The 17,606-nt window shown below is 47.9% G+C and carries 17 protein-coding genes; 6 read left to right on the top strand and 11 right to left on the bottom strand.

The window, feature by feature from the left end; translation table 11 throughout:
- Nucleotides 1–14 precede the first annotated feature (14 nt).
- Nucleotides 15–1,538 carry a YifB family Mg chelatase-like AAA ATPase gene (locus INR79_RS17930; RefSeq protein ID WP_022552154.1) on the top strand — a complete coding sequence of 508 codons (1,524 nt, stop codon included), beginning with the start codon at nucleotides 15–17 and terminating at the stop codon, nucleotides 1,536–1,538.
- A gap of 43 nt (nucleotides 1,539–1,581) precedes the next feature.
- Here the strand turns inward: INR79_RS17930 and INR79_RS17925 are convergent, their stop codons facing one another.
- Complete coding sequence (locus INR79_RS17925) at nucleotides 1,582–2,556, bottom strand: DUF2860 family protein (protein WP_022591111.1); 975 nt, start codon at nucleotides 2,554–2,556, stop codon at nucleotides 1,582–1,584.
- A gap of 211 nt (nucleotides 2,557–2,767) precedes the next feature.
- Between INR79_RS17925 and INR79_RS17920 the strand changes: the two genes are divergently transcribed.
- The gene (locus tag INR79_RS17920) at nucleotides 2,768–3,652 is read left to right on the top strand and encodes an acyltransferase (RefSeq protein ID WP_223095402.1); all 885 of its coding nucleotides are present in this window, start codon (nucleotides 2,768–2,770) and stop codon (nucleotides 3,650–3,652) included.
- A gap of 68 nt (nucleotides 3,653–3,720) precedes the next feature.
- Here INR79_RS17920 and INR79_RS17915 read toward each other — a convergent pair whose 3' ends face one another.
- The 5 genes from INR79_RS17915 to INR79_RS17895 form a co-directional block, all read right to left on the bottom strand.
- Nucleotides 3,721–4,323 (bottom strand): thiol:disulfide interchange protein DsbA/DsbL, encoded by a 603-nt coding sequence (locus INR79_RS17915; protein WP_004406510.1) that lies wholly within the window; start codon nucleotides 4,321–4,323, stop codon nucleotides 3,721–3,723.
- Nucleotides 4,324–4,346: 23 nt separating this feature from the next.
- Nucleotides 4,347–5,333, bottom strand: coding sequence for a serine/threonine protein kinase (locus INR79_RS17910; protein WP_223095400.1), 987 nt, complete (start codon nucleotides 5,331–5,333; stop codon nucleotides 4,347–4,349).
- 45 nt (nucleotides 5,334–5,378) lie between these two features.
- Complete coding sequence (gene ccoG / locus INR79_RS17905) at nucleotides 5,379–6,797, bottom strand: cytochrome c oxidase accessory protein CcoG (RefSeq protein WP_022552150.1); 1,419 nt, start codon at nucleotides 6,795–6,797, stop codon at nucleotides 5,379–5,381.
- 309 nt (nucleotides 6,798–7,106) lie between these two features.
- Complete coding sequence (locus INR79_RS17900) at nucleotides 7,107–7,370, bottom strand: YihD family protein (RefSeq protein WP_004406505.1); 264 nt, start codon at nucleotides 7,368–7,370, stop codon at nucleotides 7,107–7,109.
- Nucleotides 7,371–7,461: 91 nt separating this feature from the next.
- Entirely contained in the window at nucleotides 7,462–7,629 is a 168-nt protein-coding gene (locus INR79_RS17895) for a hypothetical protein (protein WP_022597318.1), read from the bottom strand.
- A 316-nt stretch (nucleotides 7,630–7,945) separates the two neighbouring features.
- Between INR79_RS17895 and INR79_RS17890 the strand changes: the two genes are divergently transcribed.
- Together INR79_RS17890 and trhA are read left to right on the top strand one after the other, a co-directional pair.
- Nucleotides 7,946–8,746 (top strand): sporulation protein, encoded by an 801-nt coding sequence (locus INR79_RS17890; RefSeq protein ID WP_004406503.1) that lies wholly within the window; start codon nucleotides 7,946–7,948, stop codon nucleotides 8,744–8,746.
- Between the two features lie 91 nt (nucleotides 8,747–8,837).
- Nucleotides 8,838–9,491, top strand: a complete 654-nt coding sequence (trhA, locus tag INR79_RS17885) for a PAQR family membrane homeostasis protein TrhA (protein ID WP_223095398.1) — start codon at nucleotides 8,838–8,840, stop codon at nucleotides 9,489–9,491.
- 12 nt (nucleotides 9,492–9,503) lie between these two features.
- On the opposite strand, the gene INR79_RS17880 is transcribed toward trhA, so the two are convergent.
- The 5 genes from INR79_RS17880 to def form a co-directional block, all read right to left on the bottom strand.
- Nucleotides 9,504–10,949, bottom strand: a complete 1,446-nt coding sequence (locus INR79_RS17880) for a TrkH family potassium uptake protein (protein ID WP_223095396.1) — start codon at nucleotides 10,947–10,949, stop codon at nucleotides 9,504–9,506.
- A 57-nt stretch (nucleotides 10,950–11,006) separates the two neighbouring features.
- Entirely contained in the window at nucleotides 11,007–12,383 is a 1,377-nt protein-coding gene (trkA, locus tag INR79_RS17875) for a Trk system potassium transporter TrkA (protein ID WP_004406496.1), read from the bottom strand.
- 35 nt (nucleotides 12,384–12,418) lie between these two features.
- A complete protein-coding gene (rsmB, locus tag INR79_RS17870) occupies nucleotides 12,419–13,699 on the bottom strand; it encodes a 16S rRNA (cytosine(967)-C(5))-methyltransferase RsmB (RefSeq protein WP_022597308.1) in 1,281 nt (426 codons plus the stop codon).
- An 86-nt stretch (nucleotides 13,700–13,785) separates the two neighbouring features.
- Nucleotides 13,786–14,733 (bottom strand): methionyl-tRNA formyltransferase, encoded by a 948-nt coding sequence (gene fmt, locus INR79_RS17865; protein WP_223095395.1) that lies wholly within the window; start codon nucleotides 14,731–14,733, stop codon nucleotides 13,786–13,788.
- A 32-nt stretch (nucleotides 14,734–14,765) separates the two neighbouring features.
- Nucleotides 14,766–15,287, bottom strand: coding sequence for a peptide deformylase (gene def / locus INR79_RS17860; protein WP_004406486.1), 522 nt, complete (start codon nucleotides 15,285–15,287; stop codon nucleotides 14,766–14,768).
- A gap of 117 nt (nucleotides 15,288–15,404) precedes the next feature.
- Between def and INR79_RS17855 the strand changes: the two genes are divergently transcribed.
- The gene (locus INR79_RS17855) at nucleotides 15,405–16,499 is read left to right on the top strand and encodes a LysM peptidoglycan-binding domain-containing protein (RefSeq protein ID WP_223095393.1); all 1,095 of its coding nucleotides are present in this window, start codon (nucleotides 15,405–15,407) and stop codon (nucleotides 16,497–16,499) included.
- A 1-nt stretch (nucleotide 16,500) separates the two neighbouring features.
- Entirely contained in the window at nucleotides 16,501–17,604 is a 1,104-nt protein-coding gene (gene dprA / locus INR79_RS17850) for a DNA-processing protein DprA (RefSeq protein WP_223095391.1), read from the top strand.
- The last annotated feature ends 2 nt before the right edge of the window (nucleotides 17,605–17,606 follow it).

The raw sequence follows: 17,606 nt of genomic DNA, 5'->3' as shown, positions 1-17,606 counted from the left end.
GGCAGGGAAGCAACATGGCGTTAGCGATCATTCATAGTCGGGCGTGTGTAGGAGTGGAAGCTCCAGAAGTGACGGTTGAGGTTCACATCAGCAACGGAATGCCAGGGTTTACGTTGGTAGGTTTACCAGAAACAACCGTGAAGGAATCTCGAGATCGGGTTCGCAGTGCGATTATTAATTCAGGCTTTGAGTTTCCAGCCAAGCGAATTACGGTCAATCTGGCTCCCGCTGACTTACCGAAAGAAGGTGGAAGGTTTGATTTACCCATAGCGCTGGGTATTTTGGCGGCATCAGAGCAAATTGCCATTACCAAACTGGGTCAGACCGAGTTTATTGGTGAACTAGCCCTTTCGGGTGAACTTCGGTCTGTCAAAGGCGTGTTACCAGCGGCGTTAGCCGCAAACCGGGAAAACCATTGCTTGGTTGTGCCCGATGCGAATGGTGATCAGGCAGCGCTTGTAGGGGCGGATGTTCACAAATCGGCAGCCAATTTACTCGATGTATGCGCTGACTTGTGTGGGCAGAAAACACTGGGATTATTTCAAACCCCAGAACTTCATTTTGCAAAGGAATCATCACGATGCCTGCAAGACATCATTGGCCAGCAGCAAGGTAAGCGAGCACTAGAAATAGCCGCTGCGGGTAATCACAATTTGCTTTTTCTTGGACCACCCGGCACGGGGAAAACCATGTTGGCGTCGCGACTGTGCGATTTGTTGCCCGACATGAGCGAAGATGAGGCTATGGAAAGTGCGTCAGTTGCTTCTCTCACCCAGCAAGAGATTAACCAGTACAACTGGAAGAAGCGTCCATTCCGTTCCCCACACCATTCGAGTTCTATGGCGGCATTGGTTGGCGGTGGATCGATTCCCCGTCCTGGTGAAATATCTTTAGCTCATAACGGTTTGTTATTTTTAGATGAGATGCCGGAGTTTGAACGAAAAGTTCTGGATTCACTCAGAGAACCACTGGAATCCGGTGAGATCATCATTTCTCGCGCCGCGGGGAAAACCCGTTTTCCTGCCCGATTCCAGTTAGTTGGGGCATTGAACCCTAGCCCTACGGGGTACTATGAGGGGAATCAAGCTCGAGTGAACCCTCAGACGATCCTGCGGTATTTGGGGCGACTATCAGGGCCTTTACTTGATCGCTTTGATATGTCACTGGAAATACCGGCACTGCCGAAAGGTACGTTATCAGAAGGTGGCGATCGCGGAGAGCCGACTCAGGTGGTGAAACAGAGGGTCAACTTTGCCCGAGAGAAAATGCAGGCTCGCAGTGGAAAAGTGAATGCGCTACTGGGTACACGTGAAATCGACAAATACTGTCCTTTGCATAAGCAAGATGCAGAGTTTCTGGAGAACGCATTGCACCAACTCGGGCTATCCATACGCGCTTATCATCGAATCATCAAAGTGGCACGTACGATTGCAGATTTGTCAGGAAGCCCTCAAATCGAGCGGCCACATATTGCTGAAGCGTTGGGGTATCGAGCGATGGACAGATTAATGAAGCAACTGACGGCTCAAGCGGTATAAAAAATGCCAGCGTTTGCTGGCATTTTTTAAAAGTAAGATGGAATTAGAAGCTGTAGTTTAAGCCCGTTGCCACAATCCAGTTACTGCTGTCATAAAAATCGATGTTTGAAGAAACATTCTCATAACCACCGAAAGCGACCAGAGAGGTATTCTCCCAGTTCATGAAGTTCTGATACTCATAAGCGAGGAACAGCTTGAGTTGGTTGTCGTCACGGGTTTTGTCAAATACGGGGTTTACATCGTCGTAGCCTCTGTTCATGTAAGAAACAGTGGTTGCGATCTGGTGTTGACCTCTCAGCATCAATACGGTCAGGTCTGCGCCTATCCCTGTATTTTGCATGGCTGAGCCGTCGGCATTACGCTGAACGTATTTCAATGAAGGCATTAGGAATGTCGTGCGGCTGAGGGGAAGAAACTTCTCTACCTTTGAGTAGTAGACATTTCCTTCACGAGCCAACTTCTCTGCACCTGAAGCCAGCTCAGAGCCCGACGTTTCCTTGTCGATATTGATTTGACCGTAAGCGAGATCAAAACTGAGTCCCCAAAGTGGTGTTTTCTTCAGTTGCAAGCGGTAAGCCGTACCGAACTCTTTGGTTTCTTTTCTTGAACCCACCAATTGATATGGGTCTTGCCATACATCAGATTGCAATACACTTGGCAGAGCCGCAACACTCCATGTCATACCGGATGGCAGTTCATTACGATAACCGAGCTCAAGTGCCAATGTACCAATAGCAACGTCCGCACGTGACGTACCGATGAACACCTGATGGTTTCGCTTATCTCCGAAGGTGTATTGCAAATTTCCGAGAGGCGCAATGAGCTCTTTATTTTGCGTTGGGGTTTCCCCTTCTACACGTTGAGCATCCGCTTCTGTGTTCAAATTGGAAGTCTGGCTGGTGTATCCAACATTAATAGCGACCTCGCCACTGATTCCATTTCTATCGTTCAGTTCTGCCTGTACGCCATAAGAGGCAAATAACGCTGCAAGTACAACACTTAACGATTTTCGTTTCATGATATTTCCTTTATCTGATGTTGCGAGATCTGTTTTTGGCTGAGAGTACAAGTGATCATGTTAATCCGTAGTTAACTCATTATTCCATGACAGCATACGAAAAATTCGACAAATCAGACCATTAAATAAATGGATTACATTAAGATGACAGCACAGTACAATATTGCACCGTTTTATTGGCTCGGTTCACTTTCCAACACTTATAGCGTCTATGTTTGGTTATCTTCTTCTTATCATCAATGTTTCGCTCGTTATTCTTAATTCCGCCATGTGCTCGATTCCAATAGTGATCTTAGCGCTGGTAAAGCTTCTACTTCCAGGGCAAAAGCTTAAAACGCAAATTACCCGTGTAGCCAACTTTTTCATGTGGCTATGGGCGACTGTGAATGGTTTGATTCTGTCTGCGTCTAATCGCGTAGAGTGGACGATTGAGGGGGGAGAAGGGCTGAAAAAAGACGGTTGGTACCTGATGATCAGTAACCATCTAAGCTGGACTGACATTGTAGTGCTTTGCACTGTATTCAAAGACAAAATCCCGATGCCGAAGTTTTTTCTTAAACAGCAACTGCTGTACGTACCATTTGTAGGTATGGCTTGCTGGGCGCTGGACATGCCATTTATGCGCCGTTACTCGCGAGAATATCTGATTCGTCATCCTGAAAAGCGCGGTCAGGATCTGGCAACGACCAGACGTTCCTGCGAGAAGTTTCGCCACCTGCCGACTACTGTAGTGAACTACGTGGAAGGGACTCGCTTTACCCAGGATAAACAGCGCAAATCAAAAGCGCCTTATGAGTACCTGCTGGCACCAAAGTCAGGCGGTATCGCATATACTCTTGCCGCTATGGGCGAACAGTTTGACAGCATTATCGATGTAACTCTCGCTTATCCAGAAAATGTAAATTCGCCTTTTAAGGATATGCTGATGGGAAGAATGAAACGCATTGAGGTGAGAATCCGCACCATTCCGATGACAGAGGAAGTACAGGGCGATTACTTTAATGATAAGCCTTATAAGCGTCAGTTCCAGCAATGGCTGGGGGATGTTTGGCTACAAAAAGACGAAGTGCTAAAGAATATTTATCAAAGCCGGTAAGGCTAGATATGTCATGCAAGAAAAAAGGAGCCGAGGCTCCTTTTTTCTTAGTTCGTTGTAGCGAAGCGTTATTTCAGCTTCAGCAGGTAGTTAACCAAATCGAAGTACTGGTCCAGAGACTCAAGGCCTTCTGTATTTACCAGGTACTTATTGTTTACCACTACTGCTGGCACGCCACGCAGACCGCTATTCTGGAACTGCTTGTCGAAACGGCGAACCATTGAATCTACGGCAAAGCCTTTGTATGCCGCATCAAACTTCTTCGCATCCACACCTTCATCCAGGAAGATTTGGCGCAATTCAGCTTCATCTTTTGGTGGCTTACGCAGGTTGTGAATGCGGTTGAACATCACTGGCACCATTTTGTCTTCCACTTTTAGCGCAACCATAGTTGCGTAAGCTTTGCTCATTGGTGCGCCCATGTTGCCACCCATAAAAGATACGTGGTTCTTAACCAGTTTCGCGTCTTCAGGGATTTTCTTTTTCAGTTGCTGGATGATTGGCTCAAACGAGTTACAGTGAGGGCAATAAAAAGAGAAGAACTCGGTAACAGTCGGGGTTTTAGAGGCTTCTAAATCCAGCACCTTGTAATTGGTGCCTTCCTTAAACTGCGCAGCGTGAGCGCTGACGCTCAATACAAGTGTTGCGACAAGTGCAAACAGCTTTTTCATTGTGTACTCCATTATTACTTTTCTTAATATTGTGGCATCAGAGTCAGAGAAGGTTCATCCAGCGCCGCAATTTGTTCTTTGAATGCCAGTACCTGACTTTCCCAGTACTTTGGATCATCAAACCATGGGAAGGCAGCAGGAAACGCCGGATCTTGCCAACGTCTGGTCAACCAAGCCATGTAATGTACCATTCGTAGACCGCGCAAAGGCTCAATTAGTTTCAATTCATTGTGATTAAAGTTACAGAATTCCTCATAACCCTCAAGAATGATATCCAGTTGAGCCAGCTTGTCGTGGCGCTCGCCATTGAGCAGCATCCACAGGTCTTGTACCGCGGGACCGTTTCGTGCATCGTCTAAATCCACAAACATGGGACCGTCTCGCCACAAGATGTTTCCCGGATGGCAATCCCCATGTAGGCGCTGCAGTTTAAAGTCCGAGTGCCAGTACGACTCAATCCTTGTAATAAGTAAATCCAAGTCATTGAAAAAGCTCTGTTCCAAATGCATTGGAATCATATTGGATTGCTGCAACACGGTTCTTGGCTGGTACAGGTACTCGTCTAATCCTATCGTGGGTCGATGCTTGAAGTGTTTCGTTTGTGCAACTTTGTGAATACGCCCCAAAAAACGACCTACCCATTCCAGTTGTTCAAAGTTGTCTACTTCGAACTGGCGTCCACCTACGCTCTCAAACAGAGTGAATAAGTAGCCTTGGTATTCGTGCAGCGTATTGCCATTGATTCGTAGTGGCGGTGCAAGGGGAATATCCTGTTCGAGCAATTCAAGCGCGAAATCGTGCTCTTCCTGAATTTGTGCTTTGCTCCAACGTGAAGGTCGATAAAACTTCACTACATATCGACGGCGATCTTCATCGGTAAACTGATAAACCCGGTTTTCATAGCTGTTCAAAGCCAGCAAACCGGATTCCGCGCGAACACCGATACTTTCTAATGCGTACCACATGAAGTCAGGGGTCAGAGCTTCGAAGTTAAAAGCGTTATCAGACATACAAAAGAAAGGCGCATTGCTGCGCCTCATTCCATCTCAGAAAGTCTAAAGCTTTTTGATAAACCGGCTTTCGACTTCAACAGTAAATTGGTCACTGTCCGAGAGTATAAACTGAATCTTTGAGATAGGAGAGCGAAGTTTGTCTGGGTCTGCCCCCAGGCTGAGTGGAAGGTTCAAGACCTCACCGGGATTAACATGTACCGTCTGAGCGCCATACCAGCGAACATCGCTAAGTCCTTCTACACTGAGCGTGTATTCTTGTCGCTCTTGAGTTTTATTGATGATTTTTAGCGTGTAGGTGTTTTCCACCAGCCCTTCGCTGTTCATTCGGAATAGCTGATTTCTATCTCGCAATACCGACATCCCTGCGGGCTCAACACTGGCGATCTGGAACAGAAACAGACCCGTCATCAGTATCATCACCACACCGTATCCCAACAGTTTAGGACGCATAATGTGGGTTTTGTGCCCCGATAAGCGGTGTTCCGTGGTGTAACTGATGAGCCCTTTTTCGTAGCCCATGCGATCCATGGTTTTGTCACAGGCATCAATACAGGCACCGCAGTTGATACACTCGTACTGCAAGCCATCCCGAATGTCGATGCCAGTCGGGCAGACCTGTACGCAGAGATCGCAGTCGATGCAGTCACCAAGCCCAAGTGATTTTGGATCGGCTTTGCGTGAGCGTCCGCCTCGGGTTTCACCTCGCTTGGTGTCGTACCCTACGATGTAGGTGTCTTTATCAAACATCGCAGACTGAAAGCGAGAATACGGGCACATGTGAATGCACATGATAGAGCGCATCCAGCCAGCATTCCCGTAAGTACAAGCGGCAAAAAAGACGACCCAGAACACCGGCCAGAAACTGGCATTTAAAGTGAAAAAGTCAATCACCAGATCTTTTACGGGCACGAAGTAGCCGACAAACGTGAAACCGGTGATTAAAGCAATCGCCCACCACGCTATATGCTTGAGCGTTTTTCTGAAAACCAGGTTGGATGAGAGAGTTCCACTGTCTTGCTTTCGTCTTTTATTGGCTGAGCCTTCCAGCTTCTCTTCAAACCAGATGTACATGAATGTCCAGACTGTTTGAGGACAGAGATACCCACACCAGACGCGACCCAAAAAAGTGGTAAGAAAAAAGAGTCCGAAAGCCGCGATCATAAACAGTAACGCAAGCAGCGTTAAATCCTGAGGGTATAAGGTGGTACCAAAGAAGTTGAATTGCTGATTGCCCAGATCAAGCAAAATTGCCTGTCTGTCTCCGTAAGGTATCCATGGGGTTAAACCAAATATGAGCAGTAGAAACCAGCCTCCATATCGGCGAAGCTTTTGGTAAGTACCTTTGCTTTCCCGAACGTAAATTCGGTTACTTGGGTTAAAGCGATCTCCTTTCCCTTTATGTGTTTTGGGATTAAAGGTTTTCGGAGTCACGTCTTTGACATCGATTCTTTCCTGACCCATACAGGTGTCCTTCTTAGGCGTATTGAGGCGAAGGTTCTTTTGCCTTCACTCTTCGACATTGCTACTTATCTTTTATTTTAGTCGCCCTATATTGCTCTCACACGATCAAGCCCTTTAACTATCAGGTTTGCGTTGATGAAGAATAAGGCGTAGCTCAAATTGCACACGAATTATACGGGTTTAAAAACATTTATTTTTTTATGGGTATCAAGGTTTAAAAAGAATCTTAGTAACAGTTGAGTAGAAAAAAGGGTAAACAGGGGACAGGGACAAAAAAAGCGGCTGATGCCGCTTTTTAGAAAGAGAGAGTTAAATTACGCCGCGCGCTTTAAGCAGCGCAGTTTTAAAATCGTCTTCCTGGTCTTTTGCCAGACCTGGAATCATCTCGTCTTTTTCACTGTTGCGCATCTTGAGGTGATAAATCAGTACATCATCCGTTAGATCTTCTAATTTACCGTCATAACCTGCTTCTTGAGTCAATTTGACGATGAACTCCATTAAATTGAGCTCAGAGTCTTTTTGCCATTCAGGGTGGATCAGTTCAATCAGCTCATTGACGCGGTGACATTTCATTTATTTCTCCACAATACTTGTGTTGTCTTATGTCGCTAAGTTAACAAAATCTGTTGAAATAAAAAAGCGCAGTCAAAGACCGCGCTTTTCATTAAGCCGCTTCGGTAACTTTATTGTCTTGCTGGCTCTTTTGAGCGTTGCGAGCAACTAAGTTTACTTGTGGAGCCGGTTTGCTGTTAACCGGAGCAGATACAAAACCTGGGCGACGTCGACTCGCACTACGATTCGTGTGCGAAAACCTGACAGGTGTTGGGCGCATTGGTTTACCTAACAGTCAGACACATCCCTTGCCAAATTAATGGCCCGATTCCCTATGAGATTTCTCTCTTCTGGCCGTGCCAATCCAATAGAAAATCAGGAGTAAAGATATGAAACCATATCCGGCTCAGAGAGTAGCACTAATTGTAAGAATGTGCGAATGAAATGCTGGTTTTTTGCTCATTTTTTAGTGAGTCCATTGTTTGAATGTTGCACAAGCCGACCGTACAGGATATGTATAGAAAATAAACGGAACTTTCTTCTGCCAATCATGACCTTATAAAGCAAAGGAAGACCCCAATTTAGAGGAGTTGTTCATGTCATTTTTTAAAAAAACGCTAGCTAGCTTTGGTATTGGCAGTGCCAAAGTAGATTCTATTCTTCAGCAGGAAGTGCTGATTCCTGGGCAAAATGTCAGCATTAAAATCCATGTGTATGGCGGCTCGTCGGCTCAGGAAGTTGACAACATCGATTTGAAGCTTTGTTGTCGTTATGTTCGCGAAGTTCCGGCAGATAATGACAAAAGCCACGTTCAGGAAGGAATGCAGACCAAAAAGCAGAACGTGAAATACGCTTTGGCGTCATGGCAACTGCCTTATGCTTTTACCATTGAACCGAGTGAAGAGCGTGTGTTTGATGTAGAGCTTCCCATCCCCTGGAATACCCCAGTGACGATTGGCGATGCCAAAGTCTGGCTAGAAACTGGCTTAGACATCTCCATGGCGATCGACCCAACTGATAAAGATGTGCTGACAGTACGTCCTGATCCGTTAATGGACGGGATTTTTACCGCGTTAGAGGAGCAGGGGCTTCGCATTCGTCAGGTTGAATGTGAAGAAGCTAAAGGGTTTGAGCTCCCATTCGTTCAGGAATTTGAGTTTGTCCCGACGACAGGACCTTATCACGGTCGTTGGCGTGAACTGGAAATCGTGGCCTACCGTGATGAGAATGAGCTGAAACTCTGGTTTGAAGTGGATCGCCGCAAAAGAGGCATCGGCGGTATGCTTGCCGGGCTGTTGGGCGGGAATGAACTTAAGCGTCATTTAACCTTGTCTTCTCAACTTTCAGGGGAAGAAGCGGGCAGACAGGTGTTGGAGTTTTTAGAAAGCACTACCTGAATTTTTGATGTGAAATTTAAGCTTACAACTGTACGCTGAGTGTGTCATACTGCACCTCTCTTGAGTCGTTACTCTATTGAAGGAGGGGCGTATGACACGTCCTTTAGCGAGTGAATACAGCTTAAATGAAGAAATCGCCAACAGCGTTACTCATGCATTGGGAATGATTTGCGGCATCGTTGGGCTGGTTTTTTTACTGATTAAAGCCGTAAACCACCATGCCGACGCATTGACCATTACCAGTATGAGTGTGTATGGCGGCAGTTTGATTTTACTGTTTCTTGCCTCTACGGTTTATCACGCCGTTCCCTATCGAAAAGCCAAACGTTGGCTGAAAACCTTTGACCATTGTGCGATTTACCTCCTTATTGCAGGAAGCTATACCCCGTTTCTTTTAGTGAGTTTAAGAACGCCACTCGCGATTGGTTTGATGATTGTGATTTGGTCGATTGCCCTGGTTGGTATCATCGCCAAAATTGCCTTTGTGTATCGGTTTAAAAAGCTCTCGTTGTATACCTATCTGACCATGGGGTGGCTATCACTTATCGTGATTTATCAACTGGCTATTTCATTGGATATTGGCGGTCTGGTCTTGCTGGCAGTGGGCGGAGTGGTTTATTCACTCGGGGTGATTTTCTACGTCTGCAAACGCATTCCCTTTAACCATGCCATCTGGCATGGGTTTGTTCTGGGTGGGGCAGCGTGCCATTTCTTTGCGATCTATTTCTTTGTTGACCCGATTTAATCGGGTCATTCACTACCTTCTCCAGAATGCGGGGAAGAAAAGCACCAGAATCGTCAGAATTTCTAGCCTGCCCATCAGCATTCCTAAGCTCAGTATCCATTTGGCGGCATCTGGTAGTGGTGCAAAATTTCCAGTAGGACCAATCACATGACCCATCCCCGGTCCTACATTCGCAACCGCAGTAACCGCACCAGAAATGGCTGTCACCGGATCCAGTCCCATTGCTCCTAGCACACCCGCTATAACAATGATAGTGATAAGGAACATCAGTCCGAATGCGACGAGAGAGCGCACAATGTCCTCATTAACTGGGCGCTGATTGTATTTCTGGACGAAGACACCAGACGGGTGAATCAGCTTCATCATCTGTTTGTGGAGTAGAGTAAGTGCAATCTGGAAGCGGAACACTTTGATTCCACCGGAGGTCGATCCCGAGCATGCCCCAGCCATCATGATGAACGCAAAAATGACCCCGGGTAGAGCTCCCCACGCGGTGAAATCTTCCAACCCAAAGCCCGTGGTTGTCACTACAGAGATGATGTTGAATAGCGAGACGCGAACCGCATCAGACATGGAATAATCTTCATGAAACCACAGCCAAGCCGCCACGACTGACGCGGTAAACAGCACCAGATAGGCGAACCCTTTTACCTGAGCATCTTGCCACAATGACATCGGGCGCTTTTTCTTTAATGCCGTGACAAACAGCAAGAAAGGCAACCCACCCAAGAACATAAAGGCGATTGCGACCCAATGCGCGCCGTTGGAAAAGTGGTTCATCGAGCCATCCGATGTGGAGTAGCCACCTGTCGAAAGAGTCGTGAAAGCGTGATTGATGGCATCAAACCCAGACATACCAGTGATCAAGTACCCAATCAGGCACAAAGCAGTGAGCGTGAGGTACACATAGACGATATGGATGGCGACAATCTTAGTTCTTGGGGCGCTTTTGTCTGACCAGTCTGAGCTTTCAGTTTGGAAGAGTCGCATCCCTCCGACATTGAGCATGGGCAGGATCGCCACACCCATGACGATAAACCCTATTCCGCCCAGCCATTGCAGTATTGAACGCCACAATAAGATACTCGGAGCCATCTCGTCTAACCCACTGAGCACAGTGGAGCCAGTGGTCGTGATGCCTGACATGGTTTCGAAATACGCATCGGTAAAGCTGATGTGATTGATGAACACAAACGGCAAAGCGGCAAAGGCGCTGGCGATGGTCCACACAAACGAGGTGATCAGGAACATATCCCGAACCCCGAGTCGGAATTCAGCGGTACGACCAATAGTCAGACAAACAAAAGCAACACCATGAAGGATAAGTACCGATTGCCCAAACTCAATGAAGCCTGGCGTGCCTGAAAAGAATGCCACCGCAGTGGGGGCGTACATGAAGAGGGCTAGCTTAGAGAGCACCAGTCCAATGACAAATAAGATCGGGCGTAAATGAACCATATCGACTTATTACCACGGTTTGTGCGGCGCTCTGAAATCGGAGCGCCAACGCTGACTCTATAGGAAGAATGGGCTTGGTTGGAACAAACGCTCGACGTCTGGCACGTATTTCTTGTCGACGAGGAACATCACCACGTGATCATCTTGTTCAATCACGGTTCTGTCATGGGCAATCAGCACTTCTTCACCCCTAACGATGGCACCTATGGTAGTACCCGGCGGCAGCTTGATATCGCCAACCGCGCGCCCCACCACTTTGGAGGTGGTTTCATCACCATGAGCGATGGCTTCGATGGCTTCTGCTGCACCACGACGCAACGAGGATACGTTAACGATATCAGCTCGACGAACGTGAGTAAGTAACGCTGAAATGGTGGCTTGCTGTGGTGAAATCGCCACATCAATGGTTCCACCCTGGACTAAGTCTACGTAGGCGCCACGCTGAATCAGTACCATCACTTTCTTGGCACCCATGCGTTTTGCAAGCATAGCTGACATGATGTTGGTTTCGTCTTCATTAGTAAGCGCAATGAACACATCCACCTGATCAATGTTTTCTTCAGCAAGCAGCTCCTGATCGGCAGCGTCACCACAGAAAACAATGGTATTTTCTAACTGCTCGGATAGCCTTTCCGCCCTTTGGTAGCCTCGTTCGATCAGTTTTACGCTGTACTCTTTTTCCAAGCGCTTAGCTAGGCTGGCACCGATATTACCGCCGCCCACAATCATGATACGACGGTAGGGCTTTTCAAGGCGCTGAAGCTCACTCATGACCGAGCGAATGTGGTTACTGGCGGCGACGAAGAAGACTTCGTCGTCAGCTTCAATAATGGTGGTGCCCTGTGGGCGAATCGGGCGACCCTGACGGAAGATAGCCGCCACACGTGTGTCGATATGGGGCATGTGATCGCGCAGAGCAGACAAGGCATTCCCGACCAAAGGGCCGCCATAGTAGGCTTTTACCGCCACAAGGCTGACTTTACGCTCGGCAAAGCTTACTACCTGCAGTGCTCCAGGGTACTGAATCAAACGTTCAATGTAGCTGGTTACCAGTTCTTCAGGCGCAATCAAATGATCGACAGGAATCGCACCAGACTGAAACAGCGCATCTTTCTCAGCCAGATACTCAGGCGAGCGGATTCTGGCAATACGGTTTGGGGTATTGAATAGGGTGAACGCCACCTGACAAGCCGCCATGTTGGTCTCATCGGTATTGGTAACGGCGACCAGCATATCGGCATCTTGCGCCCCCGCTTCGCGCAGCACGTCTGGGTGACAGGCGAACCCATTTACCACTCGCAAATCGTACTTGTCCTGCAACTCACGAAGTCGGTCTCCATCACGGTCTACCACTGTGATGTCGTTATTTTCACCCACCAAGTTTTCTGCCAGGGTGCCACCTACTTGTCCAGCACCGAGTATGATGATTTTCATCGCTCACCTATTCTGCTTAGACCCTAGTATCGCGCCTAAGCTTTTTTCGTTAAAACGGCGTAATAAAACCCGTCCATATCTTCTTCGCCTGGAAGAATCTGTCTGCCCGGATTATCCAGCTCCGAACCGACAAGCTGAGCGCTATCGGTTCTTTCAAGGAACTGAATGACCTGATGCTTGTTTTCTTGTGGCGTGATTGAACACGTCGCGTAAACCAAGGTGCCCCCAGGTTTTAGCTGCTGCCACATGGCATCCAGAATTTCGCTTTGCAGCTCGGCAAGCGCTTCAATGTCGTCTGCGCGTCTTAGCCATTTGATGTCTGGATGACGGCGAATCACACCCGTTGCGGAGCAGGGTGCATCCAGCAAAATGCGATCAAATTGTTCGCCTTGCCACCATTCTTGAGGATTACGTGCATCACCGCAAACGACTTTCGCCTGAAGATTGAGACGCTTCAGGTTTTCATGCACTCGCTTCAGGCGGTTTTCGTCACAGTCGATGGCAACAACATCGCTGTTGGTGGTTCGTTCCAGAATATGCGCGGTTTTCCCGCCCGGCGCCGCACAACAGTCCAGAATCAATTCCCCGTCTTTAGGTTCAAGGTAATTGAAGGACAATTGCGCTGCTGCATCCTGAACCGACACCCAACCTTTTTCGAACCCCGGAAGAGAAGCCACATCTTTTGGTGAGGCTAATTTTATGGCGTCTTCCGCTTCGGAGTGAGCGCTCGCATCTATGTTTTCATTTTTGAGTAGCTCAAGGTATTCGTCTCGGCTGTGATGCTGGTGGTTAACGCGAAGCCACATCGGCGCTTTCTGATTGTTGGCTTCGATAATTGTTTCCCACTGCTCTGGGTAAGCGTCTTGCAACAACTTTAATAGCCAGCTCGGGTGTGCGTATTTACCTGCATTATGGCTAACGGCAGCTTGATCCAGCTCTTCCTGATTGCGTTGGTAATTACGCAATACAGCGTTGATTAACCCTCTTAAGCGAGGACCTTTCAGCGCTTTGGTGCCTTCCACGGTTTCACCTACCGCGGCATGCGCGGGAATCCGCATAAAGCTGAGTTGGTAAATGCCGACCAGAATCAAGTGGTGGAATACTCGTTGCTTACCTTTTAACGGTTTGTCCATCAAGTTGTTAGCGATGGTTTCCAGACGAGGAAGGTAACGTAACGCGCCGTAGCAAATCTCTTGCAGCAGGGCGTGGTCACGAGAGCGGATATTCTGTTGTGCAGCAGGAAGGGCGGTAGATAATGAGTGACCCTTGTCGACAACAAGATACAAAACGTTGGCTGCTTCAGCGCGAACATTCATGGTGAATACCTTAAAGCAAAGGAGGGCATCTCTGCCCTCAAAAAGTTCGTAATGAAGTGATCATGCACTTCGTCGTTTGTTCTGGGTTAAACCAGTTGGCTGCCTACTTCAAACCAGGACGCTCTTGCGTTCAAAATGTCCTGAACTGACATGGCTTTTTTACCCGGAACCTGAATCTGTTCAAGCACTAATACGCCATTACCTGTTGCGACATAGATACCTGTTTTGTCAGCTTGAATGATGGTGCCTGCTGGCTTGTCCGTGGTTTGGTTGTCCAGACGGCTTTGCCAGACTTTAATGGTGTTGTCAGCGGCATCGAAATGGCTGATTGGCCATGGGTTAAATGCGCGGACGCAGCGCTCTATGTGAGCCGCATCGTCGTTCCAGTTGATGCGTGCTTCTTCTTTGCTGAGCTTCTTGGCGTAGCTGGCTTCGTCATCATTCTGCTTAACGGGAACGGCTCTACCTTCTGCGATATCACAAAGGCAGTCAATCAGAGCTTGAGGACCAAGTTCCGCTAACTTGTCGTACATGGATGTGCTGGTATCGGTCGCTTCAATTGGAAGCGTTGCAATTTTCAGCATATCGCCAGTATCCAGACCGATGTCCATCTGCATGATGGTTACGCCAGCTTCTTCATCACCAGCCCATACTGAGCGTTGAATCGGTGCTGCTCCACGCCAGCGAGGCAAAATTGAACCGTGAACGTTAATACAACCAAGGCGAGGTGTATCCAGTACGGCTTGTGGCAGCAACATACCGTAAGCTACAACGACCATGATGTCGGCATTCAAATCGACCAGCGCTTGTTTCGCTTCGTCGGATTTGAAGTTTTCTGGTTGGTAAACGGGCAAGTCATGTTCCAGCGCTAAGCTCTTAACCGCTGAAGGGGTGAGCTTCTTACCGCGACCTGCTGGTCGATCTGGGTTGGTGTAAACCGCAATAACCTCGTGCTCCGAAGACAATAACGCCGCCAAATGACGGGCGGCGAAGTCCGGAGTACCTGCAAAGACAATTCTTAAAGACTGACTCAAGGTAAACTTCCTTAAATATGTGAAGAAGGGTGTTAGGCTCTTTTCGCTTGCTTCTCGTTAAAACGCTTAAGTTTAAGCATCTTATCTTGAATACGCTTACGCTTCAGAGGCGAAAGGTAGTCCACAAAGAGCTTGCCCTCAAGGTGGTCCAGCTCGTGCTGAACACAGATAGCCAAAAGCTCATCCGCTTCAAACGAATATTCTTTGCCTTCACGATCCAGTGCAGTCACAGACACTTCTGCCGCACGAGGAACCAATGCGCGTGCACCCGGAATAGACAAACAGCCTTCCTCAATACCATCTTCACCGCGTTTGTCGGTGATTTCAGGATTGATCAACACCATTGGTTGATCACGGGTGTCAGACACGTCGATGACGACGATGCGCTGGTGAATATCAACCTGGGTTGCCGCCAGACCGATGCCTTCTTCGTCGTACATGGTTTCCAACATGTCGTCGACGATCTTTTGAATCTCTGGTGTCACTGCTTCGACAGGTTTTGCCACTGTGCGAAGGCGATCATCAGGGAAAGTTAATACTTGTAATACAGACATATACACTCGAAATATTGAACTGTGCCGAAACAGCTAAAACCTAGCTGGCTCAATTCTAGACATTTTATAACCTAAATGACAGCATCCTAGCCAATATTGGATAGGGAAACTGGGGTTATGAAAGGATTAGTGGCCAAGTTAGGTCGTACCTCTTTAGCTATAATAACATGTGTTGTGGCACATGGTGTCCTTGCAAAAGGTGATGTTTTATCGGTTAAGGAAAATGCACCTAAAACCTACGAGGTAAAAAAAGGCGATACCCTTTGGGATATTTCGGCTTTGTACCTTGATAGCCCTTGGCTTTGGCCGCGTTTATGGCAAATCAACCCAGACATTGATAACCCCCATCTAATCTACCCTGGCGATAAACTCACACTGGTCTGGCGAAATGGTCAGCCAATGCTGAGCCTGAAACCGCTGCTCACTCTCTCCCCTAAAGCTCGTATTATCGACAAACAAGCCGTTCCAACTTTGCCTGAAGGGCTGGTTTTACCTTACATCAATTCCGATCGTCTGGTGACAGAAGAGGTGGTAGATAACGCTATGCGTGTAGTGGGTACGCAGGATGGACGTCGTTTCCTCAGTAAACATGATCAACTTTTCATTGATGGTCCTACCGATGAGAAAAACTGGGGAATTTACCGGGCTGTGCAGGAATATCGCCGCAGTGATACCGGAGCAGAAGTTCTTTCTTTGAAAATGGTCGCCACAGCCACCTTGCTAGAAGCAGGAGAAAAACTCAGCGCACTGCAAGTGGAGACTCAGCAGCAAGAGATTCTGTCTAACGACATAGCACTGCCATTGCTGACCAAAGAAGGCTTTTCTTTATCCAACACCTTCTATCCAGAACCTGCACCGAAGAACGTTTCAGCCTCTATTTTAGGTGCGCTTGAAGGCAGCAAGTACATTGGTCGAAATCAGGTAGTGATCATCGATCGCGGTCTGAACGATAACGTTGATCAGGGCACCATGTTTGATTTGTGGGAAGAAGGGCTGGGTGTTTCAGGTAGCCGTGGCAATTACATTGTCGACGATGGCTGGCTGAGCGAGAAACTGCCCGATGTATCTGTAGGTGAGATGATTGTCATTCGACCTTATGATTCGTTCAGTATTGCATTGATCACCCGAAGCAAAGCACCTATTCATACCCAGACATTAGGTCTTTCCCCTCTGTTAAAGGAAACGACAGAGGAAGAGGACTCCAATACCTGACATGACGAACAATGAGTTACGAGCCTGGCTGACCTTAAGTTTCACCCCACAATTAGGCGGCCAGTCGTTGACTCGATTGCTCGCTATTGATTCTCCCGTCAACATACTGTCTTCCGGTCCGGAGCGCTGGCAAGCCATTGGTCTTAAACCAAAACAGATCGCTTACCTACAAGCTCAATCCCACCCAGAAGTAGAAGAAAGCCTTGAGTGGGAGGCGGCTTCTGATTCCCATCATATTCTCAATTTGCTGGATACTGATTATCCGCCTCTGTTGAAAGAAGTCCCTTCACCGCCCACCACACTCTTTGTGAAAGGTGAAGTGTCGTCTTTGAGTGCACCTCAAATCGCAATGGTGGGTAGCCGAAATGCCAGTATTGAAGGGCTGCAAACCGCAAAAGCCTTCGCTAAAGACCTATCATGTAATGGGCTGGTTGTGACCAGCGGCCTGGCTTTGGGCGTAGATGGATATGCTCATGATGGAGCATTGGAAGGAGGTGGCAGAACGGTTGCTGTATTGGGTTCTGGGTTGGAATGTATTTACCCGGCAAGGCATCGCAAGCTTGCTGCCAGAGTTGTCGAGCAAGGGGCTCTGGTGTCAGAGTTTCGCCCGAACACCAAGCCTCGTCCTGAACATTTTCCCCGTCGTAACCGAATCATCAGTGGATTATCGGTAGGTGTATTTGTCGTAGAAGCGGCAGAGCGCAGTGGCTCACTTATTACTGCCCGCTATGCCGCAGAGCAGGGGCGCGATGTTTTTGCCTTACCGGGCTCAATTCATAACCCCAATGCCCGAGGTGGTAATGCGCTGATCAAGTCAGGTGCCTGCTTGGTTCAGTCCTCCCAAGATATCCTGCAGGAAGTTGAAAATTTAGTTTCTTGGTCGTTTTCTCAACAAACATCTATATTTAGTGAAGAAGCCGAGCAAGAAGAATTGCCATTTCCCGAACTAATGGCTAACGTAGGAATAGAAGCAACACCCGTTGATATTCTTGCAGAGCGGACCCATATACCTGTGCATGAAGTCATGATGCAACTACTGGAACTTGAGCTTTCAGGGCATATTGTTGCAGTACCTGGTGGCTATATTCGAAAGGGGAGGGGCTAACT

Origin of the sequence: Vibrio sp. SCSIO 43132, from assembly GCF_019904195.1 — a bacterium.
Lineage (GTDB): Bacteria > Pseudomonadota > Gammaproteobacteria > Enterobacterales > Vibrionaceae > Vibrio > Vibrio nigripulchritudo.
This window is presented reverse-complemented; position numbering and strand designations above follow the sequence as displayed.

Bases quoted from the DNA above. Each gene is read 5' to 3' on its own strand.
- INR79_RS17930 (WP_022552154.1), top strand. From the start codon at position 15: ATGGCGTTAGCGATCATTCATAGTCGGGCGTGTGTAGGAGTGGAAGCT.
- INR79_RS17925 (WP_022591111.1), bottom strand. From the start codon at position 2,556: ATGAAACGAAAATCGTTAAGTGTTGTACTTGCAGCGTTATTTGCCTCT.
- INR79_RS17920 (WP_223095402.1), top strand. From the start codon at position 2,768: ATGTTTGGTTATCTTCTTCTTATCATCAATGTTTCGCTCGTTATTCTT.
- INR79_RS17915 (WP_004406510.1), bottom strand. From the start codon at position 4,323: ATGAAAAAGCTGTTTGCACTTGTCGCAACACTTGTATTGAGCGTCAGC.
- INR79_RS17910 (WP_223095400.1), bottom strand. From the start codon at position 5,333: ATGTCTGATAACGCTTTTAACTTCGAAGCTCTGACCCCTGACTTCATG.
- ccoG (WP_022552150.1), bottom strand. From the start codon at position 6,797: ATGGGTCAGGAAAGAATCGATGTCAAAGACGTGACTCCGAAAACCTTT.
- INR79_RS17900 (WP_004406505.1), bottom strand. From the start codon at position 7,370: ATGAAATGTCACCGCGTCAATGAGCTGATTGAACTGATCCACCCTGAA.
- INR79_RS17895 (WP_022597318.1), bottom strand. From the start codon at position 7,629: ATGCGCCCAACACCTGTCAGGTTTTCGCACACGAATCGTAGTGCGAGT.
- INR79_RS17890 (WP_004406503.1), top strand. From the start codon at position 7,946: ATGTCATTTTTTAAAAAAACGCTAGCTAGCTTTGGTATTGGCAGTGCC.
- trhA (WP_223095398.1), top strand. From the start codon at position 8,838: ATGACACGTCCTTTAGCGAGTGAATACAGCTTAAATGAAGAAATCGCC.
- INR79_RS17880 (WP_223095396.1), bottom strand. From the start codon at position 10,949: ATGGTTCATTTACGCCCGATCTTATTTGTCATTGGACTGGTGCTCTCT.
- trkA (WP_004406496.1), bottom strand. From the start codon at position 12,383: ATGAAAATCATCATACTCGGTGCTGGACAAGTAGGTGGCACCCTGGCA.
- rsmB (WP_022597308.1), bottom strand. From the start codon at position 13,699: ATGAATGTTCGCGCTGAAGCAGCCAACGTTTTGTATCTTGTTGTCGAC.
- def (WP_004406486.1), bottom strand. From the start codon at position 15,287: ATGTCTGTATTACAAGTATTAACTTTCCCTGATGATCGCCTTCGCACA.
- INR79_RS17855 (WP_223095393.1), top strand. From the start codon at position 15,405: ATGAAAGGATTAGTGGCCAAGTTAGGTCGTACCTCTTTAGCTATAATA.
- dprA (WP_223095391.1), top strand. From the start codon at position 16,501: ATGACGAACAATGAGTTACGAGCCTGGCTGACCTTAAGTTTCACCCCA.